Genomic DNA, 26,019 nt, shown 5'->3' with positions numbered 1-26,019 from the left:
CGTAGGCGGCTTGTCACGTCGGATGTGAAAGCCCGGGGCTTAACCCCGGGTCTGCATTCGATACGGGCTAGCTAGAGTGTGGTAGGGGATCGGAATTCCTGGTGTAGCGGTGAAATGCGCAGATATCAGGAGGAACACCGGTGGCGAAGGCGGATCTCTGGGCCATTACTGACGCTGAGGAGCGAAAGCGTGGGGAGCGAACAGGATTAGATACCCTGGTAGTCCACGCCGTAAACGTTGGGAACTAGGTGTTGGCGACATTCCACGTCGTCGGTGCCGCAGCTAACGCATTAAGTTCCCCGCCTGGGGAGTACGGCCGCAAGGCTAAAACTCAAAGGAATTGACGGGGGCCCGCACAAGCAGCGGAGCATGTGGCTTAATTCGACGCCAACGCGAAGAACCTTACCAAGGCTTGACATATACCGGAAAGCATCAGAGATGGTGCCCCCCTTGTGGTCGGTATACAGGTGGTGCATGGCTGTCGTCAGCTCGTGTCGTGAGATGTTGGGTTAAGTCCCGCAACGAGCGCAACCCTGTTCTGTGTTGCCAGCATGCCCTTCGGGGGTGATGGGGACTCACAGGAGACTGCCGGGGTCAACTCGGAGGAAGGTGGGGACGACGTCAAGTCATCATGCCCCTTATGTCTTGGGCTGCACACGTGCTACAATGGCCGGTACAATGAGCTGCGATGCCGCGAGGCGGAGCGAATCTCAAAAAGCCGGTCTCAGTTCGGATTGGGGTCTGCAACTCGACCCCATGAAGTCGGAGTTGCTAGTAATCGCAGATCAGCATTGCTGCGGTGAATACGTTCCCGGGCCTTGTACACACCGCCCGTCACGTCACGAAAGTCGGTAACACCCGAAGCCGGTGGCCCAACCCCTTGTGGGAGGGAGCTGTCGAAGGTGGGACTGGCGATTGGGACGAAGTCGTAACAAGGTAGCCGTACCGGAAGGTGCGGCTGGATCACCTCCTTTCTAAGGAGCACTTCTTACCAGGCTTCGGTTTGGTCAGAGGCCAGTACACCGGCGAATGTTCGGTGCTGGTTGCTCATGGGTGGAACGTTGACTATTCGGCACGACAGGTTGATCACTGCTAGTACTGCTTCGGCGTGGAACGTGGTGAGGGATCGGTCGTGTCGGGCACGTTGTTGGGTGTCTGAGGGTACGGCCGATGAGGCTGCCTTCTGATCCGGCCCCAGTGAACTCATCCGGTTTCGGGTGGGGTGGTGGGTGGCTGGTCGTTGTTTGAGAACTGCACAGTGGACGCGAGCATCTGTGGCCAAGTTTTTAAGGGCGCACGGTGGATGCCTTGGCACCAGGAACCGATGAAGGACGTGGGAGGCCACGATAGTCCCCGGGGAGCTGTCAACCAAGCTTTGATCCGGGGGTTTCCGAATGGGGAAACCCGGCAGTCGTCATGGGCTGTCACCCGCTGCTGAACACATAGGCAGTGTGGAGGGAACGAGGGGAAGTGAAACATCTCAGTACCCTCAGGAAGAGAAAACAACCGTGATTCCGGGAGTAGTGGCGAGCGAAACTGGATGAGGCCAAACCGTATGCGTGTGATACCCGGCAGGGGTTGCGCATGCGGGGTTGTGGGATCTCTCTTTCACAGTCTGCCGGCTGTGAGGCGAGTCAGAAACCGTTGATGTAGGCGAAGGACATGCGAAAGGTCCGGCGTAGAGGGTAAGACCCCCGTAGCTGAAACATTGACGGCTCGTTTGAGAGACACCCAAGTAGCACGGGGCCCGAGAAATCCCGTGTGAATCTGGCGGGACCACCCGCTAAGCCTAAATATTCCCTGGTGACCGATAGCGGATAGTACCGTGAGGGAATGGTGAAAAGTACCGCGGGAGCGGAGTGAAATAGTACCTGAAACCGTGTGCCTACAAGCCGTGGGAGCGTCGCTGTATGTGCTTGCACATGCAGTCGTGACTGCGTGCCTTTTGAAGAATGAGCCTGCGAGTTAGCGGTGTGTAGCGAGGTTAACCCGTGTGGGGAAGCCGTAGCGAAAGCGAGTCCGAACAGGGCGGTTGAGTTGCACGCTCTAGACCCGAAGCGGAGTGATCTAGCCATGGGCAGGTTGAAGCGGAGGTAAGACTTCGTGGAGGACCGAACCCACCAGGGTTGAAAACCTGGGGGATGACCTGTGGTTAGGGGTGAAAGGCCAATCAAACTCCGTGATAGCTGGTTCTCCCCGAAATGCATTTAGGTGCAGCGTCGTGTGTTTCTTGCCGGAGGTAGAGCACTGGATAGGCGATGGGCCCTACCGGGTTACTGACCTTAGCCAAACTCCGAATGCCGGTAAGTGAGAGCACGGCAGTGAGACTGTGGGGGATAAGCTCCATGGTCGAGAGGGAAACAGCCCAGAGCATCGACTAAGGCCCCTAAGCGTACGCTAAGTGGGAAAGGATGTGGAGTCGCAGAGACAACCAGGAGGTTGGCTTAGAAGCAGCCACCCTTGAAAGAGTGCGTAATAGCTCACTGGTCAAGTGATTCCGCGCCGACAATGTAGCGGGGCTCAAGCGTACCGCCGAAGTCGTGTCATTCGTACATGTATCCCCAACGGGAGTACGGATGGGTAGGGGAGCGTCGTGTGCCGGGTGAAGCAGCCGCGGAAGCGAGTTGTGGACGGTTCACGAGTGAGAATGCAGGCATGAGTAGCGATACACACGTGAGAAACGTGTGCGCCGATTGACTAAGGGTTCCTGGGTCAAGCTGATCTGCCCAGGGTAAGTCGGGACCTAAGGCGAGGCCGACAGGCGTAGTCGATGGACAACCGGTTGATATTCCGGTACCCGCTTTGAAACGCCCAGTACTGAATCAGGCGATGCTAAGTCCGTGAAGCCGGCCCGATCTCTTCGGAGTTGAGGGTAGTGGTGGAGCCGATGAACCAGACTTGTAGTAGGTAAGCGATGGGGTGACGCAGGAAGGTAGTCCAGCCCGGGCGGTGGTTGTCCCGGGGTAAGGGTGTAGGACGCACGGTAGGCAAATCCGTCGTGCATATAAGTCTGAGACCTGATGCCGAGCCGATTGTGGTGAAGTGGATGATCCTATGCTGTCGAGAAAAGCCTCTAGCGAGTTTCATGGCGGCCCGTACCCTAAACCGACTCAGGTGGTCAGGTAGAGAATACCGAGGCGTTCGGGTGAACTATGGTTAAGGAACTCGGCAAAATGCCCCCGTAACTTCGGGAGAAGGGGGGCCATCACTGGTGATAGCACTTGCTGCTTGAGCTGGGGGTGGCCGCAGAGACCAGCGAGAAGCGACTGTTTACTAAAAACACAGGTCCGTGCGAAGCCGTAAGGCGATGTATACGGACTGACGCCTGCCCGGTGCTGGAACGTTAAGGGGACCGGTTAGCTGACTTTCGGGTCGGCGAAGCTGAGAACTTAAGCGCCAGTAAACGGCGGTGGTAACTATAACCATCCTAAGGTAGCGAAATTCCTTGTCGGGTAAGTTCCGACCTGCACGAATGGCGTAACGACTTCTCGACTGTCTCAACCATAGGCCCGGTGAAATTGCACTACGAGTAAAGATGCTCGTTTCGCGCAGCAGGACGGAAAGACCCCGGGACCTTTACTATAGTTTGATATTGGTGTTCGGTTCGGCTTGTGTAGGATAGGTGGGAGACTTTGAAGCGGCCACGCCAGTGGTTGTGGAGTCGTCGTTGAAATACCACTCTGGTCGTGCTGGATGTCTAACCTGGGTCCGTGATCCGGATCAGGGACAGTGTCTGATGGGTAGTTTAACTGGGGCGGTTGCCTCCTAAAGAGTAACGGAGGCGCCCAAAGGTTCCCTCAGCCTGGTTGGCAATCAGGTGTTGAGTGTAAGTGCACAAGGGAGCTTGACTGTGAGACCGACGGGTCGAGCAGGGACGAAAGTCGGGACTAGTGATCCGGCAGTGGCTTGTGGAAGCGCTGTCGCTCAACGGATAAAAGGTACCCCGGGGATAACAGGCTGATCTTCCCCAAGAGTCCATATCGACGGGATGGTTTGGCACCTCGATGTCGGCTCGTCGCATCCTGGGGCTGGAGTCGGTCCCAAGGGTTGGGCTGTTCGCCCATTAAAGCGGTACGCGAGCTGGGTTTAGAACGTCGTGAGACAGTTCGGTCCCTATCCGCTGTGCGCGTAGGAATATTGAGAAGGGCTGTCCCTAGTACGAGAGGACCGGGACGGACGAACCTCTGGTGTGCCAGTTGTCCTGCCAAGGGCATGGCTGGTTGGCTACGTTCGGAAAGGATAACCGCTGAAAGCATCTAAGCGGGAAGCCTGCTTCGAGATGAGTATTCCCACCCTCTTGAAGGGTTAAGGCTCCCAGTAGACGACTGGGTTGATAGGCCAGATGTGGAAGCCCGGTAACGGGTGGAGCTGACTGGTACTAATAGGCCGAGGGCTTGTCCTCAGTTGCTCGCGTCCACTGTGTTGGTTCTGAAATAACGAACGGCCGTGTTGTTGTCCGGTGTTGGTTAATTTCATAGTGTTTCGGTGGTCATTGCGTTAGGGAAACGCCCGGTTACATTCCGAACCCGGAAGCTAAGCCTTTCAGCGCCGATGGTACTGCAGGGGGGACCCTGTGGGAGAGTAGGACGCCGCCGAACAATTTTTCCGGGAAAGCCCCGCACCGTATGGTGCGGGGCTTTTCTGCGTTCCGGGACAAGGCAGGGAGGGGCAGGAGCCGGCCAGGAGAGGGGCAGGGCAGGAGAGGGGCAGAGGGAGTCAGCCGGCCGACCCAGCCCCGTCCGTGCCCCTCTCGAAAGCCTTCAGAGACGGCCTGCGGCCTTCAAGGCCAAGTAGGTATCGGCGAGCGTGGGAGCGAGACTCTCCGGGGTGGCGTCCACGACGACAACGCCGTGGCGGCGGAGTCTGTCGGCCGTGCGGCCGCGGTCGGCCTGGGCCTGGGCGGCGGCTGCCGCGTCGTACACCGAGTCCACGGTCCCCCGGGCGTGGGCCATCTCCGAGATCCGCGGGTCCGAGACCGCCGCCAGCAGAACGGTGTGGCGCTGGGTGAGCTGAGGCAGCACCGGGAGGAGCCCCTCCTCGATGGGCGCGGCCTCCAACGTCGTGAGGAGGACGATCAGCGAACCCCGAGGGGCGTCGGCGAGGGCGGCGTTGCTCAGGCCGCGGGCGTCCGTCTCGATGAGCTCGGGTTCCAGCGTGGCCAGGGTGTTGACGACCGTGGCCAGTACATTGCCCGTGGCCGTCCGCCCCTGGACCCGGGCCCGGACCTGGCGGTCGTAGGCGAGGAGGCTCACGCGGTCGCCCGCCCGGGTGGCGAGCGCCGTGAGAAGGAGGGTGGCGTCCATCGAAGCGTCCAGGCGGGGGACGTCACCCACCCGGCCCGCAGACGTGCGGCCGGTGTCGAGGACGATCAGGATGTGCCGATCACGCTCGGGGCGCCATGTCCGGACCGCCACCGCGGACTGGCGTGCGGTGGCCCGCCAGTCGATGGAGCGGGTGTCGTCCCCGGGCACGTAGGCTCGCAGACTGTCGAACTCCGTCCCTTCACCACGCGTCAGAACGCTGGTTCGGCCGTCGAGTTCCCGGAGCCGGGCGAGCCGGGAGGGCAGATGCTTCCGGCTGGTGAACGGCGGCAGGACCCGCACGGTCCACGGCGCCAGGTGCTGCCCCTGGCGTGCGGCGAGACCCAGCGGCCCGTAGGAGCGGATCGTGATGCGGTCGGCCTTCCGGTCGCCGCGACGGGTCGGGCGCAGAACGGTGACCAGACGCCGTCGTTCGCCGGCGGGAATCGCCAGTGTGTGACGGGAAGCCTGTCGCTCGGAACCCGAGGTCCAGCTGCTGGGGGGCCAGGCGTCCCGCAGCTGCGCGCGCAGCCGCCGACGCGAGGTGTTCGTCACGGTCAGTTGCACTTCGGCCGCGTCACCGAGTCGAACTGATGTGTCGCCGGATCGGGTGAACCGGAGCGTGCGCACTGGCGCTGCCAGGGCGTAGTCGCACAGAATTGCCAGTGAGAGCGGTGCGTTGACCGCAAGCATCCCCGTCCAGCTGGGCGCGAGGATGCCTACGGGGAGTGATCCCAGGGCGGCCAGCAGCGCGGTTCGTCCGGTGAGGGCCATGGTGGTCACCGCCTCATCGGGGTACGGGCACGTGGGCGAGCACTGAGGCGATGACGGAGTCGGGGGTGACTCCTTCCATTTCCGCCTCGGGCCGCAGGTGGATGCGATGACGGAGCGTGGGCAGCGCCAAGGCCTTCACATCGTCCGGGATGACATAGTCACGGCCGGTCAGCCAAGCCCAGGCGCGGGCGGTCGACAGCAGTGCGGTGGCGCCTCGGGGGGAGACGCCGAGAGAGAGCGAGGGGGAATCACGGGTGGCACGGCAGATATCCACGACATAGCCGGCGATCTCGGGGGAGACGGTCGTCTTCGCGACGGCTTCGCGTGCCGCTTCCAGATCGGCGGACCCGGCGACGGGGCGTACGCCCGCCGCCTTCAGGTCGCGTGGGTCGAAGCCGTCGGCGTGACGGGTGAGGACGTCTATCTCGTCCTGCCGTGAAGGGAGCGGAACCGTCAGCTTGAGCAGGAAACGGTCCAGTTGGGCCTCGGGGAGGGGATAGGTGCCCTCGTACTCGACGGGGTTCTGGGTCGCGGCCACGAGGAAGGGCTCGGGCAGGGCCCGCGGCGTCCCGTCCACGGAGACCTGCCGTTCCTCCATCGCTTCGAGGAGGGAGGACTGGGTCTTGGGAGGGGTGCGGTTGATCTCGTCGGCGATCAGCAGGTTGGTGAAGACGGGACCGGGCTGGAAGGAGAACTCAGCGGTGCGCGCGTCGTAGACCAGTGAACCCGTGACATCACTGGGCATCAGGTCAGGGGTGAACTGGACCCGCTTCGTGTCGAGTTCGAGCGACGCGGCAAGTGCGCGGACCAGCAGCGTCTTGGCCACGCCGGGTACGCCCTCGAGGAGTACGTGCCCCCGGCAGAGCAGCGCGACGACGAGTCCGGTGACGGCGGCGTCCTGGCCGACGACGGCCTTGGCGATCTCGGAGCGCAGAGCCTCCAAGGAGGCGCGGGCGCTGTCGGACGGCTCCGGTACCGCGGGCCTCACGGGGGCCGCTGCGGGCACCGTGGGCTCGGCCGGCTCGGGGGTCGGGGCGCTCATGAAGTGCGTACCTCTCTTTCGAGGGCGTCGAGTTGATCGGCGAGGAGGACCAGGGCGGCGTCGGTCGAGGGAGCCGTACCGAAAAGCAGGGTGCCGAGGTCGTGATCCTGGGCGGTGAGGCGTGCGGCCACGGCGGAGAGGAGGACGTCAGGGGTGTGAGCGTCACGGGCGGATACCCCGGCGAGGGGGGCGACGCGGGTGCGGGTGGCGGCTCGGAGGGCTTCGGCGGCGCGGTCGCGGGCGTTGGCCTTGCGGTAGAGGAGTGCGCGGCCCTCGGCCGATTCGGATGCGCGGACGGCCACCGGCAGCCGCTCCGCCACCAGGGGGCCGAGACGGCGGGCGCGCCAGACGGCGGCGAGGAGTGCGGCAAGGCCGAGCTGGAGCGTTCCCCACAGCCAGCCGGAGGGGACGAGGTCGAGGAAGCTGCTCTCGTCGGACGCCTCGTCCCTCGCCCCGTCCTCCGAGGGGTCTTCTGACGCGTCTTCGTTTCCGCCGCCGGGGGAGTCGCCCTCGGTGCCGGCGGACGGGTCTGTGAGAGAGGGGAGGTACCAGACGAGATGAGGGCGGGAGCCGAGGAGTTGCAGGGCCAGCGAGGCGTTGCCCTGCTTGTCGAGACGCTCGTTGTGGAGGAGGTTCGGGGAGCCGAGGACGACGGTGTCGCCGCCCTCTCCGGTCGGGAGGACGACCAGGCTGGGGAGGCCCCCGGCGGGGTAGCAGGTGACGGCGTCGGGGGCCTGTGCCGTGTAGCGGGTGCCGCCCATGTCCGCTGTGCCGGCCAGCCGGGCGGCGGGGAGTTCGCAGGACGGGGCGAGAGCGCTGACGGGGTGGTGCGGCTCCGGGCGGACGCCCGGGGCGAGTCGAGTCGCGGCTCCCGGCCCCGGGGCGATCAGCAGGGTGCGTCCCGCGGAGGCGGAGGCCGCCGCGTCCAGCCGGAGCTGCTGGGACCGGGTCAGGACGTTGGGGCCGGCGACGAGGAGTGTGGTGTCGGGTCCGACCGCCGCGGTCACCTCGTCGAGAGTCGTGGCGACGGTGACGGAGACGCCGCGCGCCTTGAGGAGTTCGGCGACGGCACGGCTTCCCTTGGGGTCTGCCGAGCGGGGGTCGAGCTGCCCGTGGTTCGTTCCGGACCGTACGACGGCGAACGTGATGCCGGCGACGACGAGGATGAGGACGGCCGCCAGGAGGCCCCGGGCTCGGGTCCAGACCTGGCCGGGGGTGGGCGCCGTCGAGGTGGGGGAGGTGGTGGTCGCCGCGGTCATCCGGCCGCTCCTCGGGAGGTTCCGGGCAGCAGCGGCTTTGCCTCGTCGAGTTCGAGGTCGAGGGCGCGCAGGGACAGGTATGCGGGCTGGTCCGCCGTGCGGCCCCCGTACGTCACGTCGTCGAAGCTCCTGGCGGCGGCGCGCAGTCGGACCGCGTGCTCGGGCAGGGCACGGCCGGCTTCGGCTGCGGCTTCGTCCGCCGTGCGGCCGGGGCGCGGGTCGAGCAGGGCACGTTCCTCCAGGGACCGGACGACGGCCCGCATGCGTTCCTGGACGGCCTCGCTCCAGCGCAGAGCCGTGGCGTGTGCCTCGGCGGCGGCGCGGTGCTGGGCCGCGCTGCGGGGGCCGTCGCTGTCGAAGAGGGCCTCCTTGCTCCGGGAGCGTTGCGGAGTACCCAACCGCCACCAGAGGGCGGCGGCAAGCCCGATGACGAGGACGACCAGGACGAGGAGCCCGGCCGGGCCGCCGGGTGCCGCGCCCGCGGCGGCGTCGAACACCCCGGCGACCCAGTCCCAGAACCGGTTCAGGGCGCGCTGGAGGAAGTTCGGGTCGTTCTCGTGGTACATCGGCTTGGACAGCTCGCTCTCCGCCGCCTCCCGTGCCGGGAGACGCGGAGTGTCCACGGGTATGTCGCCCGCCGCAGTGTCCCGCCGTGCTGTGGTGATGCCCCCCGCCCCCGACACCGCATCAGCTCCCGGGGGTGTCGGCGCCGTAGCCGGGGAGGCCCGCGGCCCGTGCGAGGTCGAGGTCCAGGGCTTCGCGGCGGATGCGCTGGTCCACGTAGAGGAGGGCCATCACCCCCGCGACGAACGGGTAGATCAGTGTCGAGACGATCACTTCGCCGATGCCGGTGACGATCAGGAACGGCCACCCGAAGGAAGGGGCGGTGCTGTTGAAGAACTCGCTGACGTCGGTTCCGTCGGCGATCACCGCGATGACGCCGAACGGGATGGAGACGAGGAACGTGAGCAGGAAGGTCAGCAGCCAGGTCAGGGCGAGGACCCCGAAGGTGCGCCACCAGGCGCCGCGGACCAGCTTCGCCGACCTGCGCAGCGCGGCGAGGATGCTCTGTCGTTCCAGCATCAGGGCGGGGGCGGCGAGAGCGAAGCTGACGTTCAGCCAGAGCATGACGACGCAGGCGGCTGCGAAGCCGAGGAAGGCGAGTGCCGCCCCCGCCTCGGAGCCCAGGAGCAGGCCGGGGCCGACGCCCACGGTCATGATCGCGGCCATGATCAGGGCCACCAGCAAGGTCAGCCCGAGCAGCGGGAGGACCCGGGGGCGGGCCTCCGCCCAGGTGTCGGAGAGTGTGGTGGGACGGCCCAGTACCGAGCGGCTGATGACCACGGTGATGATCGACGCGGTGAAAAGCGTGGCGATCATCGTGAGGAGGGAGGCCGGGGCCAGGGAGACCAGGGTCGACCGGGCGGAGTCGGTGGCCTGGCGGAGGGCCTCGGTACCGGTGGCGTTCGGGTCCACGGAGGTCGGTTCGGGCAGCAGGTAGCGCTGCATGAGGATGATGCCGATCTGGGTGACCACCGAGACCGCGAGGCTGAAGCCGAGGGCGGTACGCCAGTGGGCGCGCAGGGCGGAGACGGAGCCGTCGAGGATCTCGCCGAGGCTCAGGGGGCGCAGCGGGATGACGCCGGGCTTCGCGGCCGGCGGCGGTCCTGCCCAGCCCTGCCGCTGCGGGCCACCGCCCCAGCCGGGGGCGGGAGGCCGTGTTCCGGGGCCGCTGCCGGGGTTGCTCGGTGGGGACCACTGCCCGGGGGGCGGCTGCTCGGGGGACCACTGACCCGTCGGGCCGCTTCCGTCCTGGGGTTCGGAGGGGCGGGGAACCGCCGTCTCCTTGCCGTCGGAGGGGGCAGATCCGGGCGACGCCCAGCCCGGAGAGTCGTTCATTCTCGCTCCTTCACCGTCCTGACCGCTCATCGGGGCGGCAGGTTGGCAGCCATCGTGCCACGCGCGGCTTCGGGGCGGACCAGCCGCTCTGTCTCCCCGGAGCCTTCAGGTACGGGCGGCTCACCGGGCAGACTGGACGGATGGCTGATCAGGACGCGCAATCGACGGTGGGCTTCGAGCCTCCCGCGCTTTCCGTACTCCGCTGGGACGAGCCCCCGGAGGGGCCCGTGCTGGTGCTCCTCGACCAGACGAGGCTGCCCGCCGAGGAGGTCGAGCTGGTGTGCACCGATGTGCCCGCGCTGGTGCGGGCGATCCAGACCCTGGCGGTGCGCGGGGCCCCGCTGCTCGGGATCGCCGGGGGATACGGGGTGGCGCTCGCGGCGGCGCGCGGCTACGACGTCGCGGAGGCGGCCGGTCTGCTGGAGCGGGCGCGGCCCACCGCGGTGAACCTCGGCTACGGGGTGCGGCGGGTGGCCGCCGCCCACCGGGAAGCCGTGGGCAAGGGGGCCGGCGACGAGGCGGCCGCGGCGGTGGCGCTGGCCGCGGCACGGGAGCTGCATCGGGAGGATGCCCAGGCCAGCGGGCGTATGGCGGAGTACGGCGAGGCGCTGCTGGAGGAGCTGATGCCGGGCCGGGGGTATCAGCTGCTGACCCACTGCAACACCGGGGCGCTGGTCTCCGGGGGCGAGGGCACGGCGTTCGCCGTGGCGTTGCGGGTGCACCGCGGGGGCCGGTTGCACCGGCTGTGGGTGGACGAGACCAGGCCGCTCCTCCAGGGGGCCCGGCTCACCGCGTACGAGGCCGCGCGCAACGGTCTCGCGTACAGCCTGCTCACGGACAATGCCGCCGGGTCCCTGTTCGCGGCCGGGGAGGTCGACGCGGTGCTCATAGGCGCCGACCGCATCGCCGCAGACGGTTCGGTGGCGAACAAGGTGGGGAGCTATCCGCTGGCCGTGCTCGCCAAGTATCACCACGTGCCCTTCATCGTGGTGGCGCCGACGACGACCGTGGATCTGGAGACCGCGGACGGCACATCGATCATCGTCGAGCAGCGTTCCGGTCGAGAAGTGACGGAGCTCACATCGTGGCAGGGTGTAGCTGCCGGTGGCGGAGGCGGGAGGGCCGTCGCACCCCTCGGGGCCCCGGCGTACAACCCGGCCTTCGACGTCACGCCGCCGGAACTGATCACGGCGATCGTCACCGAGGAGGGCGCTGTTTCACCGGTCACGGGGGCCGGACTCGCGGAGCTGTGTGCCAGGTCATCGCAGGTAACGATTAGCTAATGGGATGATGTCGATTATGAAGGGACGCGTCCTTGTCGTCGACGACGACACCGCACTGGCCGAGATGCTCGGGATTGTGCTGCGTGGAGAAGGTTTCGAGCCGTCGTTCGTAGCGGACGGCGACAAGGCACTGGCCGCATTTCGTGAGGCCAAGCCGGACCTGGTGCTGCTCGACCTCATGCTGCCCGGAAGGGACGGCATCGAGGTGTGCAGGCTGATCAGGGCCGAGTCCGGTGTGCCGATCGTCATGCTCACTGCCAAGAGCGACACCGTCGATGTGGTGGTGGGCCTGGAATCAGGGGCCGACGACTACATCGTCAAGCCGTTCAAGCCTAAGGAGTTGGTCGCCCGGATCAGGGCACGTCTGCGGCGGTCCGAGGAGCCCGCGCCGGAGCAGCTGACCATCGGTGACCTGGTCATCGACGTGGCCGGCCACTCCGTGAAGCGGGAGGGCCAGTCCATCGCGCTGACCCCGCTGGAGTTCGACCTGCTGGTCGCGCTCGCCCGCAAGCCGTGGCAGGTCTTCACCCGTGAGGTCCTGCTGGAACAGGTGTGGGGCTACCGCCACGCGGCCGACACCCGCCTGGTGAATGTGCATGTCCAGCGTCTGCGTTCCAAGGTCGAGAAGGACCCGGAACGGCCGGAGATCGTCGTGACGGTCCGAGGCGTCGGCTACAAGGCCGGACCGAGCTGAGATGCCCCGAGGCAGCGCTGCTCCGGGGCCCGGTGAGCCGGGAGTCCGTACGGAGCGGGCTGTCGGCCCGGGACGGAAGGCGTCACGTATGAGCCGATTCCTGCGGGGCGGCCGGCTGTTCGAGGACCGGACGCCCGGCGGGCCCGTACCGCGGTTGCTGATGCGGTGGGTGCGCCGCCCGTTGCTGCCCGCCGTCCGGTTGTGGCGGCGCAATCTTCAGCTCCGCGTGGTCGCGGGCACCCTGCTGATGTCGATCGTCGTCGTGCTGCTGCTCGGCTTCGTCGTCATCGGGCAGGTGCGCAACGGCCTCCTGGAGGCGAAGGGGACGGCTGCCCAGACCCAGGCCGCCGGCGGTTTCGCCGCGGCCCAGGAGAAGGCCAACGTCCCCCTCGCCTCCGACGGGCAGGGGAGCGAGCGCACCGACGGGATGACCGGCAGCACCTCCTGGCGCACCGAGCTCGTCGACCAGCTCGCCAGCGGCGGCAAGAACGCCTTCAACGTGGTGGCGCTCAGTGTCGACTCGGTGACCGAGGGGGCGAGCAGCCGCGCCGCGCGCGGTTCCGGCAGCGTCGAGGCGTCCAGCGTGCCCGATCGCCTGCGGCAGAACGTGAGCGCGGGGCAGGGCGCGTTCCAGACGTACTCCCTGATCCGGTACTCGTACGGCAAGGAGTCGCAACCCGGGCTCGTGGTCGGCAAGCGGCTCTACGACATCGACCAGCAGCCCTACGAGCTCTACTACCTCTTCCCGCTCACGCAGGAGGAGGAGTCCCTGACGCTGGTCAAGACGACCCTGGCGACCGCCGGGCTGTTCGTCGTCGTGCTGCTCGGAGCCATCGCCTGGTTCGTGGTGCGGCAGGTCGTCACACCGGTGCGGATGGCCGCCGGCATCGCCGAGCGGCTCTCCGCCGGCAAGCTCCAGGAGCGGATGAAGGTCACCGGCGAGGACGACATCGCCCGGCTCGGCGAGGCCTTCAACAAGATGGCCCAGAACCTCCAGCTGAAGATCCAGCAGCTGGAGGAGCTCTCCCGGATGCAGCGGCGCTTCGTCTCCGACGTGTCGCACGAGCTGCGCACGCCCCTCACGACCGTCCGGATGGCCGCCGACGTCATCCACGAGGCGCGTGCCGACTTCGACCCCGTCACCGCGCGCTCCGCCGAGCTGCTCGGCGACCAGCTCGACCGGTTCGAGTCGCTGCTCGCCGACCTTTTGGAGATCAGCCGGTTCGACGCGGGCGCCGCGGCCCTGGAGGCCGAGCCGATAGACCTGCGGACCGTGGTGCACCGGGTGATCGGCGGCGCCGAGCCGCTCGCCGAGCGCAAGGGCACCCGGATCCTGGTCGTCGGCGACGAACAGCCGGTGATAGCCGAGGCCGACGCCCGCCGTGTCGAACGCGTCCTGCGCAACCTCGTGGTCAACGCCGTCGAGCACGGTGAGGGCCGGGACGTCGTGGTGCGGATGGGCGTGGCGCAGGGCGCGGTCGCCGTGGCCGTCCGGGACTACGGGGTCGGGCTCAAGCCCGGCGAGGCGACCCGGGTCTTCAACCGGTTCTGGCGTGCGGATCCGGCGCGGGCCCGGACGACCGGCGGTACGGGTCTCGGCCTGTCGATCGCCGTCGAGGACGCCCGGCTGCACGGCGGCTGGCTGCAGGCCTGGGGCGAGCCGGGCGGCGGCTCCCAGTTCAGGCTGACCCTGCCGCGTACGGCGGACGAGCCGCTGCGTGGTTCGCCGATACCGCTGGAGCCCGAGGACTCGCGGCGCAACCGGGGCAACCGGGAACGCGGCGAGGCCGCAGCGGGTGCGTCGGACGACCACCGGCTGATGTCCGTGCCGCCCCAGGCGGGGGGCGGCGAGCGTTCGCCGCTGCCCGTGCCCGGTCGCGGCCCCGCCGCCCGCAGCGGCGCCCCCTCGTCGGTGCACCCCGCCGCGCTGCCCGGCAACGGGGCGCGTGTCGTGGCGCGCCCGGCCCCGGAGCGCCCCGCCGGCCGTCCGGGCAACGGCGTACTCGATTCCGACCAGGAGGACTCCACTCGTGGGTACTGACCGCCGTCCGGGCGGCCGAGGACGGGCGGTGCGGATGCTCGCGCTGCTGGGCTGCGGCGTCGTCGTGCTGGCCGGGTGCGGCTCGATGCCGGTGACCGGGGACGTCAAGGCGGTCGACGCCTCGCAGCCCGGGGACTCCCAGGTGCAGGTGTACGCGGTGGCGCCCCGGGAGGGCGCGGTGCCCAGCGAGATCGTCGACGGCTTCCTGGAGTCGATGACCAGTGATGATCCCGCGTTCGCGACCACCCGGAAGTACCTGAGCGCCGACGCCCGGCGCACCTGGCAGCCGGGCGGGGGCATCACGGTGCTCGCCCAGGCCCCCAACCGCAGCGGCCCCCTCCTCCACGACGAGGCCGACCGGGCCACCCGGGACAAGGCGACGACCTACACCCTGACCGGCGAGAAGGTGGCGGCGGTCGACGCCCAGAGCTCCTACCGCCCCCTCGCGCCCACCGACTACGCCCAGACCCTGAACCTGGTCCAGGAGAAGGGGCCGGACGGGAAGCAGGAGTGGCGCATCGACACCGTGCCGGACGGCCTGGTCCTCGGCCAGTCCGACTTCAAGCGCCTCTACCGCTCCGTGAACAAGTACTACTTCGCCACCGGGCGTACGAACGGCCGGTCGACGCTCGTCGCGGACCCCGTCTACGTACGCAACCGCGTGGATCCGGTCACGCGCATGGACACCGCCACGCAGACCGTCAGGACGCTGCTCGCCGGCCCGACGAACTGGCTGCGGCCCGTGGTCGACTCCCGGTTCCCGACCGGGACCGCGCTGCGCAAGGGCGTCATCGCGCTGCCGTCGGACGATCAGAACGTCCTGAAGGTGCCGCTCAACCACAAGGCCGACAAGGCGAGCCCCGGCGCCTGCCGGATGATGGCCGCGCAGGTGCTGTTCACGCTCGGGGACCTGACCTCGGCACGGGTCGAGCGGGTGGAGTTGGAGGGCGGCAAGGGCGCCCAGCTCTGCGCACTGGACGCCGACGACGCGCCGGAGTTCTCCGCCGACAACGGCTCCGACGAGGCCGACAGCCAGTACTTCATCAACGACAAGGGCCAGGTGGAGCGGATCCCCGGCGCCACCGACGGCACCGGAACGCCCGAGCCCGTGACCGGCCCGCTCGGGGCGGGCGTCGTCCCGATGGGCGCCGTGGGGGTGGCCCGGGACGAACGCCGGGCCGCCGCGATCTCCTCCCACGGGGAGCACCTCTACGTGTCGTCCCTGGAGGCGGAGGCGAGTGAACTGGCCGACCCGCTTGTCAGCAGCGAGGCGAAGAAGGCAGCCGACCGGCTGTCGTCGCCGAGCTGGGACGGCCGCGGCGATCTGTGGGTCGCCGACCGTGATCCGGCCGGTCCGAGGCTGCTGCGGCTGACCGGGGGTGTGGGCGAGGCGCAGGAGGTCCGGGTGCCGGGTCTCGACGGCGCCCGCATCGAGGAGCTGCGGATGTCCGCGGACGGGGTGCGGATCGCTCTGCTGCTGACCAAGGACGGCCGCACGACGCTGAACATCGGCAGGGTCGAGCGCCGGGGCTCCTCCGTGTCGCCCGAGATCTCGGTCGAGGACCTGCGCCAGGCCGCACCGCAGCTCACGGACGTGACGGCCATCTCGTGGTCCGGGCGCAGCCGGCTGGTGGTCGTCGGCAAGGAGGAGGGCGGCGTCCAGCAGGTGCGTTACGTGCAGGCGGACGGCTCGACGTCGGCCTCGGGGTCGCTGCCCGGGGTGAACCAGGTCCAGTCGGTCGCCGCGGCGGACGACGAACTGCTTCCGCTGATGGCGGAGACCGTCGGCGACGGCATCGTGAAGCTGTCGCCGGGAGACAACTGGCAGACGGTTCTCAAGCAGGGCACGTCGTTGGTCTACCCCGGCTGATCCGGCAGCGGGCCCGGCCCGCCGGAGGCCCGGGGTTGTCCACAGGGGTGGTCCGGCTCCGGCGGCCCCGGCACAGTGGGGCCATGCGGAAGGCGTGGCAGGAGGGGGCCGGTCTGCTCCTGCCGGTGGCCTGCGCCGGCTGCGGCAGGCCGCGCACCGAGCTGTGCGCGGCCTGCCGGGCCGCGTTGCACGGTGCGCAGGCCCGCCCGGTGCGGCCCTCGCCCCGGCCCCCGGGGCTCCCACCGGTGTACGCGGCCGCGCCGTACGAGAACGCCGTACGCGCGGTTCTGCTGGCCCACAAGGAGCGAGGGGCACTGGGGCTGGCCGGGGTCCTCGGGCGGGCCCTGGCGGGGTCTGTGCGGGCCTGTGCGGGGTGGCCGGGCGGGGCGGGGCCCCTGCTGCTGGTCCCGGTGCCCTCCGCGCGCTCCTCGACGGCGGCGCGCGGCCACGACCCGGTGCGCAGGATCGCCGCGGCGGCTGCCCGGGACCTGCGCCGCGAGGGGCTGCCGGCGGAGGCGCTCCCGCTGCTGCGGCAGCGGCGCGCGGTCGCCGACCAGGCCGGTCTCGGGGCGCGGCAGCGACGGGCGAATCTGGCCGGCGCCCTGGAGCTCACGGCTGCGGGAGGGCGGCTCCTGCGGCGCGGTGCCCCCGGGCAGGGACACCTCCGGCTCGGTCGGGTGATCCTGGTCGACGATCTGTTGACGACGGGATCGACGCTGGCGGAGGCCGCACGGGCGGTCGGCGAGGCGCGCGGCGGCGGTCGGGAGTCCTCCGGGCACGGAGCGTGCCGGGCGGCGGTCGTCGCGGCTTCTCCCTCCGCCTTCGAAATAAACCGGAACTGACGGAGAACTCGCATCGTTGCAGGTAATGAGGGGGCAATACCCCCTGAACGGAGGTACGTGCCAGTAGCGGGTGCCGAAACAGTGGTGCGCGGGCTATGTTCGGTGGTGAGGGACGGTTAATACCGAATCTCGATGAATGCACCACCAGGTTTCGGGCAGGTAACTCACCGGTAGGAGAAGCACGCAAGTCGGTGGGGTTGCAACCCTTCCGACGGGGGAGGAGGAGGCGAAAGCCACCGAGTCCGAGGCCCTGGTGATCTCCGGGGCCTGGTGCAAAAGGGAGATGCCCCGCCGCCGAGCGGGGCGATCCGGGAACGGAGTTCTGCGTGGACATCGTCGTCAAGGGCCGCAAGACCGAGGTGCCCGAGCGGTTCCGCAAGCACGTGGCCGAGAAGCTGAAGCTGGACAAGATCCAGAAGTTCGACGGCAAGGTGATCAGCCTCGACGTCGAGGTGTCCAAGGAGCCGAATCCCCGTCAGGCCGACCGTTCCGACCGGGTGGAGATCACGCTCCGCTCCCGGGGACCGGTCATCCGGGCGGAAGCGGCGGCGGGCGACCCTTACGCAGCGCTCGACCTGGCCACCGGAAAGCTGGAGGCCCGGCTGCGCAAGCAGCACGACAAGCGCTACAGCCGCCGTGGCAACGGGCGTCTGTCGGCTGCCGAGGTCGGGGACGTGGTCCCCGGTGTCGCTTCGTTCGACGAGGACGGTGAACTGGTCGGCGACCAGCCGTCGGAGCCCGTCCCCACCACGAAGATCGGCTCGCTCGAAGTGCAGGGCGAAGGGCCGCTCGTGATGCGCGAGAAGACCCACACCGCCGCACCGATGTCGCTCGACCAGGCGCTCTACGAGATGGAACTGGTCGGTCACGACTTCTACTTGTTCGTCGACTCCGAGACGAAGGAGCCCAGTGTCGTCTACCGGCGGCATGCCTACGACTACGGCGTCATCCACCTGAGGACCGACCCGCTCGCCGCGGACGAAGCAGGCGGCGCGGGCGGTGCGCTCGGCGGCTGAGGCCACAACGCCGCAGTGCCCCCGGGGCGTTTTCGCGCCACCGGGGGCACTCTCGCATCGGCGCAGGGCCACCGTGCGGGTGGCCGGGCATGGAATCATGGCCGCCCGAGCCAATCGGTGTTCTGTGAAGTGCCGTTGGCGAACGACCGACACTTCAGGCCGTGGCCTTCAGGGGGAGGAACGATGGCGGACACCTTCGGGCCGGTGCGCGATGCGAATGACTCCGACGACGACACCGGTGCGTACACCGGGAGCGGGGCGGACGGCGCTTCACGCAAGGAGCCCATCAGGGTCCTCGTGGTCGATGACCACGCGCTCTTCCGCAGGGGCCTGGAGATCGTCCTCGCCCAGGAGGAGGACATCCAGGTCATCGGCGAGGCCGGGGACGGCTCCGAGGCGGTCGACAAGGCCGCCGACCTGCTGCCCGACATCGTTCTGATGGATGTCCGGATGCCCAAGCGCGGCGGTATCGAGGCCTGCACGGCCATCAAGGAGGTGGCCCCCAGCGCGAAGATCATCATGTTGACGATCAGCGACGAGGAGGCCGACCTCTACGAGGCGATCAAGGCGGGCGCGACCGGCTATCTCCTCAAGGAGATCTCCACCGACGAGGTCGCCACGGCCATTCGCGCGGTCGCCGACGGGCAGTCCCAGATCAGCCCCTCCATGGCCTCCAAGCTGCTCACCGAGTTCAAGTCGATGATCCAGCGCACCGACGAGCGCCGGCTCGTTCCGGCGCCCCGGCTCACCGAACGCGAGCTGGAAGTGCTGAAACTCGTGGCGACCGGCATGAACAACCGGGATATCGCCAAGGAGTTGTTCATCTCCGAGAACACGGTGAAGAACCACGTCCGCAACATTCTGGAGAAGCTGCAGCTGCACTCCCGGATGGAGGCCGTGGTCTACGCCATGCGCGAGAAGATCCTGGAGATCCGGTAACGCACCGTCCCGGACCGGCCGGCGGGGCGGGTCAGCGGTAGGCGCGCTGGAGCGCGTGGCCGATCTCCGCCCTGAGCGGCTCGCGCAGCTCCGGGGCGTCCACCCGGTCCACCCGGATGTCGGTGCAGCCCACCCAGGCCGCCGCTTCCACCAGCGCCTCGGCCATCGGGGCCACCGCCTTGGGGCCGGCCAGCGACGCCTGCTTGGCGACGAGCGTGGTGCCCTCGCGTGCCGGGTCGACGCGGCCCTGGAGCTTCCCGCCCGCCAGCAGCGGCATCGCGAAGTAGCCGTGGATCCGCTTCTGCTTGGGCACATAGGCCTCCAGCCGGTGCGTGAAGCCGAAGATCCGCTCCGTGCGCGCCCGCTCCCAGACCAGGGAGTCGAACGGCGACAACAGGGTCGTACGGTGGCGTCCGCGGACCTCCTTGGCCAGGGCCTCCGGGTCCGCCCAGGCCGGCTTCGCCCAGCCCTCCACCACGACCGGGACCAGCCCCGACTCGGCCACCACCGCGTCGAACTCCTCGCCCCTCAGCCGGTGGTAGTCCGCGATGTCGCTACGGGTGCCGACGCCCAGGGACTTGCCCGCGAGCGCGACCAGTCGCCGCCGGCACTCGGCGTCGCTCAGGTCGTCATGGAGCAACGCATCCGGAATGGCCCGCTCGGCGAGGTCGTAGACGCGCTTCCAGCCGCGCCGCTCGGTGCACACCACCTCGCCGTACATCAGGGCCCGCTCGACGGCGACCTTGGACGCCGACCAGTCCCACCACTCGCCGCCGTTCTTCGCGCCGCCCAGCTCGGTCGCCGTCAGCGGGCCCTCGTCGCGCAGCTGCTTGATCACGGTGTCGTACGCGCCGTCGGGCAGATCGTGGCCCCAGTGCGGTCGGGAGCGGTAGGCGCGGCGGCGGAACGCGAAATGCGGCCACTCCTCGACGGGCAGGATGCACGCCGCGTGCGACCAGTACTCGAAGGTCCGGCCGCCCGACCAGTAGGCCTCCTCCACCGTCCGGCGGCTCACCGGGCCCAGCCGGGCGTAGGGGATCAGCTCGTGCGAGCGGGCCAGCACCGAGATCGTGTCCAGCTGGACCGCGCCGAGGTGCCGCAGCACTCCCGGCACTCCCGCCCGGCGGTCCGGCGCCCCCAGGAAGCCCTGGGCGCGCAGCGCCATGCGGCGGGCCTGGTCGGCGGAGAGTTCGACTGCGGGAGCGGGCACAGGCGTCATACGTCGAACCCTAGACGGCGCCACTGACACTCCGGTCCGGGCGCCGGCCGCGGACCGCGCGGTCACCGTCGGGGCTCAGGGGCCGTGCCGGGCCGGGGTGCGCGCGGTTCGGGGACGTAGGGGTGGGAGCCCGCGAGCCCCAGGTCGGACGGGAGCAGGGCCGCCGTCCAGGCGTCGCGCCGCACCCCTTTGTTGAGCAGCCCGGACCGCTGGTCGCCCTCCAGCCGGAATCCCGCCCGCAGGACGACGGCCCGCGAGGCCGCGTTGCCGATCTCGGCCCGCCACTCCAGCCGGTCCGCGCCGAGGGAGGTGAAGGCCCAGTGGGCGGCGCGGAGCACCGCCTCGGTGACGTATCCCCGGCCGCGGTGCTCCGCGGCGGACCAGTAGCCGACCTCGTACGTCCCCGGCAGGCTGCGGCGGTCGATGCCGAGCGCACCGACGAGCGTCCCGGTCTCCCGCAGGACCAGGGCGAAGCCGTAGGCGGAGTCGTCCCGCCAGCCCGCCGGGACGAGCGTCGTGGTGAACAGCTCCGCGTCGGTGAGGCGGTACGGGGAGGGGATCACCGTCCAGCGCTGGATGTCCGGGTCCTGGCAGGCGGCGTGCACCGGGAGGGTGTCCTGCGGGCCGAAGGGCCGCAGGAGCAGTCGTTCGGTGCTGAGGGTGATCGGCTCCATGGGCCGATTCTGGTGAGCCGGAACCTTTGGCGCGAGCACTTTTGGGGCTTCCCGGCACCTTCCGCGCGTTTGGACCGTTGTCCTGAGAGGGTGCGGCGAGGTCCACGCGACGGCAGCCCTCCCGACGCGGTGGTGTCCTCGCTTACGATGGCCGTTGCGGTGGGGCCCACCTGCCGTGCCCGCGCCAGAGTCCATCAAACGACCCAGTGCCAGGCCCGACCGGCAAGGAGACCAGCCTCAGTGTCCGTCTTCAACAAGCTCATGCGTGCAGGCGAAGGCAAGATCCTGCGCAAACTGCACCGCATCGCGGACCAGGTCAGCTCCATCGAAGAGGACTTCGTCAACCTCTCCGACGCCGAGCTGCGGGCGCTCACCGACGAGTACAAGGAACGGTACGCGGACGGCGAGAGCCTGGACGACCTGCTTCCCGAAGCGTTCGCCACGGTCCGTGAGGCCGCGAAGCGCGTCCTCGGACAGCGCCACTACGACGTACAGATGATGGGCGGAGCCGCCCTGCACCTCGGCTATGTGGCCGAGATGAAGACCGGTGAGGGCAAGACCCTCGTCGGTACCCTGCCCGCGTATCTGAACGCGCTCTCCGGCAAGGGCGTGCACCTGATCACGGTCAACGACTATCTCGCCGAGCGCGACTCCGAGCTGATGGGCCGGGTCCACAAGTTCCTCGGCCTGAGCGTCGGCTGCATCGTCGCCAACATGACGCCGGCCCAGCGCCGCGAGCAGTACGGCTGCGACATCACGTACGGCACGAACAACGAGTTCGGCTTCGACTACCTCCGCGACAACATGGCGTGGTCCAAGGACGAGCTCGTCCAGCGCGGCCACAACTTCGCCGTGGTCGACGAGGTCGACTCGATCCTCGTCGACGAGGCCCGTACGCCGCTGATCATCTCCGGCCCGGCCGACCAGGCCACCAAGTGGTACGGCGACTTCGCCAAGCTGGTCACGCGCCTCACCAAGGGCGAGGCGGGCAACCAGCTCAAGGGCATCGAGGAGACCGGCGACTACGAGGTCGACGAGAAGAAGCGGACCGTGGCCATCCACGAGGCCGGCGTCGCCAAGGTCGAGGACTGGCTCGGCATCGACAACCTCTACGAGTCGGTGAACACCCCGCTCGTCGGTTATCTGAACAACGCCATCAAGGCGAAGGAACTGTTCAAGAAGGACAAGGACTACGTCGTCATCGACGGCGAAGTCATGATCGTCGACGAGCACACCGGCCGTATCCTCGCCGGCCGCCGCTACAACGAGGGCATGCACCAGGCGATCGAGGCGAAGGAAGGGGTGGACATCAAGGACGAGAACCAGACCCTCGCCACGATCACCCTGCAGAACTTCTTCCGCCTCTACGACAAGCTCTCCGGCATGACCGGTACGGCGATGACCGAGGCCGCCGAGTTCCACCAGATCTACAAGCTCGGCGTGGTGCCGATCCCGACGAACCGGCCGATGGTCCGCGCCGACCAGTCGGACCTGATCTACCGCACCGAGGTCGCGAAGTTCGCCGCGGTCGTCGACGACATCGCCGAGAAGCACGAGAAGGGCCAGCCGATCCTGGTCGGCACCACCTCGGTCGAGAAGTCCGAGTACCTCTCGCAGCAGCTCTCCAAGCGCGGTGTCCAGCACGAGGTGCTCAACGCCAAGCAGCACGACCGGGAGGCGACGATCGTCGCCCAGGCGGGCCGCAAGGGCGCTGTCACCGTCGCGACGAACATGGCCGGACGAGGCACCGACATCAAGCTCGGCGGCAACCCGGACGACCTCGCCGAGGCGGAGCTGCGCCAGCGCGGCCTCGACCCGGTGGAGAACGTCGAGGAGTGGGCGGCCGCGCTGCCCGCCGCGCTGGAGACGGCCGAGCAGGCCGTGAAGGCGGAGTTCGAAGAGGTCAAGGACCTCGGGGGGCTCTACGTGCTCGGCACCGAGCGCCACGAGTCGCGCCGTATCGACAACCAGCTGCGTGGTCGTTCCGGCCGTCAGGGAGACCCGGGCGAGTCCCGTTTCTACCTGTCGCTCGGCGATGACCTGATGCGCCTGTTCAAGGCCCAGATGGTCGAGCGCGTCATGTCGATGGCGAACGTCCCGGACGACGTCCCGATCGAGAACAAGATGGTCACCCGTGCCATCGCCTCCGCCCAGTCGCAGGTCGAGCAGCAGAACTTCGAGACGCGTAAGAACGTCCTGAAGTACGACGAGGTGCTCAACCGGCAGCGCGAGGTCATCTACGGCGAGCGCCGCCGCGTCCTGGAGGGCGAGGACCTCCAGGAGCAGATCCGGCACTTCATGGACGACACGATCGACGACTACATCCGGCAGGAGACCGCCGAGGGCTTCGCCGAGGAGTGGGACCTCGACCGGCTGTGGGGCGCCTTCAAGCAGCTCTACCCGGTGAAGGTCACCGTCGACGAGCTGGAGGAGGCGGCCGGGGACCTGGCGGGCGTCACCGCCGAGTTCATCGCCGAGTCCGTCAAGAACGACATCCACGAGCAGTACGAGGAGCGCGAGAACACCCTCGGCTCCGACATCATGCGTGAGCTGGAGCGACGCGTGGTCCTCTCGGTGCTCGACCGCAAGTGGCGCGAGCACCTCTACGAGATGGACTACCTCCAGGAGGGCATCGGCCTGCGGGCCATGGCCCAGAAGGACCCGCTGGTCGAGTACCAGCGCGAGGGCTTCGACATGTTCAACGCCATGATGGAGGGCATCAAGGAGGAGTCCGTCGGCTACCTGTTCAACCTGGAGGTCCAGGTCGAGCAGCAGGTCGAGGAGGTTCCGGTGCAGGACGGCGCCGAGCGTCCCTCCCTGGAGAAGGAGGGCGCCACCGCTGCCCCGCAGATCCGCGCCAAGGGCCTGGAGGCCCCGCAGCGGCCGGACCGGCTCCACTTCTCCGCCCCCACGGTGGACGGCGAGGGCGGTGTCGTCGAGGGTGACTTCGCCAACGACGAGGCCACCGGTGACACGCGGTCCGGTTCCGCCGACGGCATGACGCGCGCGGAGCGCCGCAAGGCGCAGAAGGGCGGCGGCGGTCGCCGTCGCAAGAAGTAGCGGCAGGGTTCGTACGCCGGCAGGGGCCGGACACCGCGAGGTGTCCGGCCCCTGCCGCGTTCGCCGGGTCACCGCGGGCCGGAGCGGCCGGCCGTGAGGCGTTCGCCGCCCAGTTCCACCGCGGCGCAGCGCCAGCGCCGGTCGGGGCCCTGTTCCAGGCGGAAGGCCATCGCCCGCACCCGGTCGCCCGCGGCGATGCTGGCGAACGCCTCGACCACGCCGGTGGCGGGCTGGGCCCCGCGGCAGTGGCGTAGGACGGGGCGGCTGCCCCGGGTGGCCCCCAGCGGGGTGGCCGGTGCCAGTTCGGCGAGCTGGTCGTAGGCCTCGCCGACGGTGTGGCCGAGCATCCAGTGCACCGGCCGCTGGCCGCTGAGGACGGCGAGCAGCCGCTCGGCGAACCACTGGTGGGGCCGCTGCGGCCGGTGCGGCTGCGGCCTGCGGGACCGCTGCGGAGGGACCGACCGGGGACCACTCTGGTCGCGTCGGCCGGCGGGCCTCGTCCTGTCCGTGTTCATGATCGTCGCCCCCGTTGACCGGGCCCGGTTTCTACCGGACGGTAACTTCTGTTGGGGATCTTCTACGGGGGCGGTCGTCAGCGACGCAAGGGGCCTTCGGGCGCGGAGCGGGTGCGGGTGGATTCACCTGACCGTGGTTGGGCCCTTGCGGGGCAAGGGCGACAGCGGGGGTGACGGGGCGTCGCCCGTGGACGGACGGCCCCGGTTGCCGAACCCGAAAGGGGACGTTCCCACGTATCCTGAGGGCGTTTCCCTCTACGAAAGCGACCTGCCATGCGCGTGTACGTCCCCCTGACCCTCTCCGGTCTCGCAGCGGCGCACGGTGCGGGCGAGGTCGGCCCCGGACCGCTGACCGCCTACGCGGTGACCCCGGGGCTGCGCGAGTGGTACGTCTCCGACGACATCGAGGAGCTGGAGTACGCGGCGCTCAACCGGGCCGCCGCCGCCTCGCTCCGGATGATCGCCGGGAAGCCGGACGAGGCGCGCCGCCGGGTCGTGGTGGCCGTCGACGTACCGGACGGGGCCGCCGTCGCCGACCCCGACCACGGGCTGAGCGCGGCGTCGCTCGGCGAGGTGCGGATCGCCGCCGCGCTGCCGCTGGCCAAGGCGGCGGCGGTGCACGTGGACGCCGACGACGCGGAGAAGGACGTGGCCGCCGCGGCGGCGGCGCTGGGGGCCGCGGACCTCGGCGACGACGACGCGCAGTTCACGGTGGACGGGGCCGAGGACCACGAGCTGCTCTGGTTCGGCGTGCAGGAGATCGGGCAGCTCATCGGCTGAGGGGCGTTGTCGTACCCGGCGGGTATTTTCTCCGTATGACGACGGGGACGACACGCACGCATCTGGTCTGGGACTGGAACGGCACGCTGCTGGACGACACGCAGGCCGTCATCCGGGCGACGAACGCCGCGTTCGCCGAGATCGAGCTGGCGCCGATCACGCTGGAGCAGTACCGGGAGATGTACACGATTCCCATACCCCGGTTCTACGAGCGGTTCCTGGGCCGGCTGCCCACCGAGGCCGAGTGGGAGCGGATGGACGGCGTCTTCCACCGGTACTACGCGGAGCAGCGGGTGGGCTGTGGGCTCACCGCCGGGGTGGAGGAGCTGCTGCACGGCTGGCAGCGGGCCGGGCGGAGTCAGTCGCTGCTGAGCATGTACGGGCACGATCAGCTGGTGCCGGTGGTGCGGGGGTACGGAATCGAGCCGCGGTTCGTCCGCGTCGAGGGGCGGACGGGGCCGTCCGGCGGGAGCAAGGCGCTCCACATGGAGCGGCACTTCGAGGCGCTGGCCGCCGTGGGCGGCATCGCGCCGGAGCACTCGGTGGTCATCGGGGACGCGCTGGACGACGCGGTGGCGGCGGCCCATGTGGGGGCCCGGGCCGTGCTGTACACCGGGGGCTCGCACAGTCGGAGCAGCCTGGAGGGCGCGGGGGTGCCGGTGGTGGACAGCCTGGGGGAGGCGGTGGCGTTGGCGGAGACGTTCGCCGCGTAGGGGTTCCTCGGGGGCGGAGCGGCGGTGCCGCGTCTCGGGGCGTTGCCCGGCCCTCCCCGGCCCTCTCCGGCTCACCCGGTCCTCCTTGCCCTCGGCCCC

The 26,019-nt window shown here is 69.0% G+C and carries 18 protein-coding genes and 3 rRNA genes; 13 read left to right on the top strand and 8 right to left on the bottom strand.

Translation table 11 applies throughout. From position 1 onward, the window contains the following. From DTB53_RS13945 to rrf, 3 genes are all read left to right on the top strand, one after another. Window positions 1-974, top strand: a 16S ribosomal RNA gene (locus DTB53_RS13945); the annotation flags it as partial. 302 nt (window positions 975-1,276) lie between these two features. After that, window positions 1,277-4,402: ribosomal RNA gene (locus DTB53_RS13940) — 23S ribosomal RNA — on the top strand. 79 nt (window positions 4,403-4,481) lie between these two features. Beyond that, window positions 4,482-4,598 (top strand): 5S ribosomal RNA (gene rrf / locus DTB53_RS13935). 162 nt (window positions 4,599-4,760) lie between these two features. On the opposite strand, the gene DTB53_RS13930 is transcribed toward rrf, so the two are convergent. From DTB53_RS13930 to DTB53_RS13910, 5 genes are read right to left on the bottom strand one after another with little or no spacing between them, the layout of a single operon-like run. After that, entirely contained in the window at window positions 4,761-6,074 is a 1,314-nt protein-coding gene (locus DTB53_RS13930; RefSeq protein ID WP_042497025.1) for a DUF58 domain-containing protein, read from the bottom strand. Window positions 6,075-6,087: 13 nt separating this feature from the next. Continuing rightward, complete coding sequence (locus DTB53_RS13925) at window positions 6,088-7,116, bottom strand: AAA family ATPase (RefSeq protein ID WP_012380664.1); 1,029 nt, start codon at window positions 7,114-7,116, stop codon at window positions 6,088-6,090. Next, the gene (locus tag DTB53_RS13920; RefSeq protein WP_003968744.1) at window positions 7,113-8,375 is read right to left on the bottom strand and encodes a DUF4350 domain-containing protein; all 1,263 of its coding nucleotides are present in this window, start codon (window positions 8,373-8,375) and stop codon (window positions 7,113-7,115) included. The genes DTB53_RS13925 and DTB53_RS13920 overlap by 4 nt, the downstream gene beginning before the upstream one ends. Continuing rightward, window positions 8,372-9,058: a DUF4129 domain-containing protein gene (locus DTB53_RS13915; RefSeq protein ID WP_012380665.1), complete on the bottom strand. Its 687-nt coding sequence runs from the start codon at window positions 9,056-9,058 to the stop codon at window positions 8,372-8,374. Before DTB53_RS13915 ends, DTB53_RS13920 begins: the two co-directional genes overlap by 4 nt. Before the next feature lie 4 nt (window positions 9,059-9,062). After that, entirely contained in the window at window positions 9,063-10,274 is a 1,212-nt protein-coding gene (locus DTB53_RS13910) for a DUF7847 domain-containing protein (protein WP_003968746.1), read from the bottom strand. Window positions 10,275-10,414: 140 nt separating this feature from the next. On the opposite strand from DTB53_RS13910, the gene mtnA reads away from it, so the two are divergent. The 7 genes from mtnA to DTB53_RS13875 all read left to right on the top strand — a co-directional run bounded on the left by mtnA (window position 10,415) and on the right by DTB53_RS13875 (window position 18,959). Continuing rightward, window positions 10,415-11,557: an S-methyl-5-thioribose-1-phosphate isomerase gene (gene mtnA / locus DTB53_RS13905; protein WP_012380666.1), complete on the top strand. Its 1,143-nt coding sequence runs from the start codon at window positions 10,415-10,417 to the stop codon at window positions 11,555-11,557. A 4-nt stretch (window positions 11,558-11,561) separates the two neighbouring features. Continuing rightward, window positions 11,562-12,251 carry a two-component system response regulator MtrA gene (gene mtrA / locus DTB53_RS13900; RefSeq protein WP_007448372.1) on the top strand — a complete coding sequence of 230 codons (690 nt, stop codon included), beginning with the start codon at window positions 11,562-11,564 and terminating at the stop codon, window positions 12,249-12,251. Between the two features lies 1 nt (window position 12,252). Further along, complete coding sequence (gene mtrB, locus DTB53_RS13895; RefSeq protein ID WP_012380667.1) at window positions 12,253-14,292, top strand: MtrAB system histidine kinase MtrB; 2,040 nt, start codon at window positions 12,253-12,255, stop codon at window positions 14,290-14,292. 28 nt (window positions 14,293-14,320) lie between these two features. Beyond that, window positions 14,321-16,162, top strand: a complete 1,842-nt coding sequence (locus DTB53_RS13890; RefSeq protein WP_012380668.1) for an LpqB family beta-propeller domain-containing protein — start codon at window positions 14,321-14,323, stop codon at window positions 16,160-16,162. Window positions 16,163-16,245: 83 nt separating this feature from the next. Further along, complete coding sequence (locus DTB53_RS13885; RefSeq protein ID WP_042497030.1) at window positions 16,246-17,004, top strand: ComF family protein; 759 nt, start codon at window positions 16,246-16,248, stop codon at window positions 17,002-17,004. Between the two features lie 326 nt (window positions 17,005-17,330). Continuing rightward, complete coding sequence (gene hpf, locus DTB53_RS13880; protein WP_003968752.1) at window positions 17,331-18,020, top strand: ribosome hibernation-promoting factor, HPF/YfiA family; 690 nt, start codon at window positions 17,331-17,333, stop codon at window positions 18,018-18,020. A 183-nt stretch (window positions 18,021-18,203) separates the two neighbouring features. Further along, the gene (locus tag DTB53_RS13875; protein ID WP_003968753.1) at window positions 18,204-18,959 is read left to right on the top strand and encodes a response regulator; all 756 of its coding nucleotides are present in this window, start codon (window positions 18,204-18,206) and stop codon (window positions 18,957-18,959) included. Between the two features lie 31 nt (window positions 18,960-18,990). Here the strand turns inward: DTB53_RS13875 and DTB53_RS13870 are convergent, their stop codons facing one another. Next, a complete protein-coding gene (locus tag DTB53_RS13870; protein ID WP_012380670.1) occupies window positions 18,991-20,178 on the bottom strand; it encodes a winged helix-turn-helix domain-containing protein in 1,188 nt (395 codons plus the stop codon). Between the two features lie 62 nt (window positions 20,179-20,240). After that, complete coding sequence (locus tag DTB53_RS13865) at window positions 20,241-20,852, bottom strand: GNAT family N-acetyltransferase (RefSeq protein ID WP_003968756.1); 612 nt, start codon at window positions 20,850-20,852, stop codon at window positions 20,241-20,243. Window positions 20,853-21,092: 240 nt separating this feature from the next. On the opposite strand from DTB53_RS13865, the gene secA reads away from it, so the two are divergent. Next, window positions 21,093-23,912 (top strand): preprotein translocase subunit SecA, encoded by a 2,820-nt coding sequence (gene secA / locus DTB53_RS13860; protein ID WP_003968757.1) that lies wholly within the window; start codon window positions 21,093-21,095, stop codon window positions 23,910-23,912. A 68-nt stretch (window positions 23,913-23,980) separates the two neighbouring features. Here secA and DTB53_RS13855 read toward each other — a convergent pair whose 3' ends face one another. Then, window positions 23,981-24,427 (bottom strand): Rv3235 family protein, encoded by a 447-nt coding sequence (locus DTB53_RS13855; RefSeq protein ID WP_003968758.1) that lies wholly within the window; start codon window positions 24,425-24,427, stop codon window positions 23,981-23,983. Window positions 24,428-24,700: 273 nt separating this feature from the next. Here DTB53_RS13855 and DTB53_RS13850 point away from each other — a divergent pair, with 273 nt between their 5' ends. Then, window positions 24,701-25,207 (top strand): DUF6912 family protein, encoded by a 507-nt coding sequence (locus DTB53_RS13850; protein WP_012380672.1) that lies wholly within the window; start codon window positions 24,701-24,703, stop codon window positions 25,205-25,207. 35 nt (window positions 25,208-25,242) lie between these two features. Beyond that, window positions 25,243-25,920, top strand: a complete 678-nt coding sequence (locus tag DTB53_RS13845; RefSeq protein ID WP_003968761.1) for an HAD family hydrolase — start codon at window positions 25,243-25,245, stop codon at window positions 25,918-25,920. Window positions 25,921-26,019: the final 99 nt, after the last annotated feature.

This window comes from Streptomyces griseus, assembly GCF_900460065.1.
In the GTDB taxonomy this organism is placed as follows: Bacteria; Actinomycetota; Actinomycetes; order Streptomycetales; family Streptomycetaceae; genus Streptomyces; species Streptomyces griseus.
Note: the sequence above shows the minus strand (reverse complement) of the source record. Positions and strands in the feature narration are given on the sequence as shown.

What these genes read in the sequence shown, in the direction of transcription:
- DTB53_RS13920 (WP_003968744.1), bottom strand. Translation starts at nt 8,375, where the DNA reads ATGACCGCGGCGACCACCACCTCCCCCACCTCGACGGCGCCCACCCCC.
- mtrB (WP_012380667.1), top strand. Translation starts at nt 12,253, where the DNA reads ATGCCCCGAGGCAGCGCTGCTCCGGGGCCCGGTGAGCCGGGAGTCCGT.
- mtnA (WP_012380666.1), top strand. Translation starts at nt 10,415, where the DNA reads ATGGCTGATCAGGACGCGCAATCGACGGTGGGCTTCGAGCCTCCCGCG.
- mtrA (WP_007448372.1), top strand. Translation starts at nt 11,562, where the DNA reads ATGATGTCGATTATGAAGGGACGCGTCCTTGTCGTCGACGACGACACC.
- DTB53_RS13855 (WP_003968758.1), bottom strand. Translation starts at nt 24,427, where the DNA reads ATGAACACGGACAGGACGAGGCCCGCCGGCCGACGCGACCAGAGTGGT.
- DTB53_RS13870 (WP_012380670.1), bottom strand. Translation starts at nt 20,178, where the DNA reads ATGACGCCTGTGCCCGCTCCCGCAGTCGAACTCTCCGCCGACCAGGCC.
- DTB53_RS13885 (WP_042497030.1), top strand. Translation starts at nt 16,246, where the DNA reads ATGCGGAAGGCGTGGCAGGAGGGGGCCGGTCTGCTCCTGCCGGTGGCC.
- DTB53_RS13930 (WP_042497025.1), bottom strand. Translation starts at nt 6,074, where the DNA reads ATGGCCCTCACCGGACGAACCGCGCTGCTGGCCGCCCTGGGATCACTC.
- DTB53_RS13845 (WP_003968761.1), top strand. Translation starts at nt 25,243, where the DNA reads ATGACGACGGGGACGACACGCACGCATCTGGTCTGGGACTGGAACGGC.
- DTB53_RS13875 (WP_003968753.1), top strand. Translation starts at nt 18,204, where the DNA reads ATGGCGGACACCTTCGGGCCGGTGCGCGATGCGAATGACTCCGACGAC.
- DTB53_RS13850 (WP_012380672.1), top strand. Translation starts at nt 24,701, where the DNA reads ATGCGCGTGTACGTCCCCCTGACCCTCTCCGGTCTCGCAGCGGCGCAC.
- DTB53_RS13865 (WP_003968756.1), bottom strand. Translation starts at nt 20,852, where the DNA reads ATGGAGCCGATCACCCTCAGCACCGAACGACTGCTCCTGCGGCCCTTC.
- DTB53_RS13910 (WP_003968746.1), bottom strand. Translation starts at nt 10,274, where the DNA reads ATGAACGACTCTCCGGGCTGGGCGTCGCCCGGATCTGCCCCCTCCGAC.
- DTB53_RS13925 (WP_012380664.1), bottom strand. Translation starts at nt 7,116, where the DNA reads ATGAGCGCCCCGACCCCCGAGCCGGCCGAGCCCACGGTGCCCGCAGCG.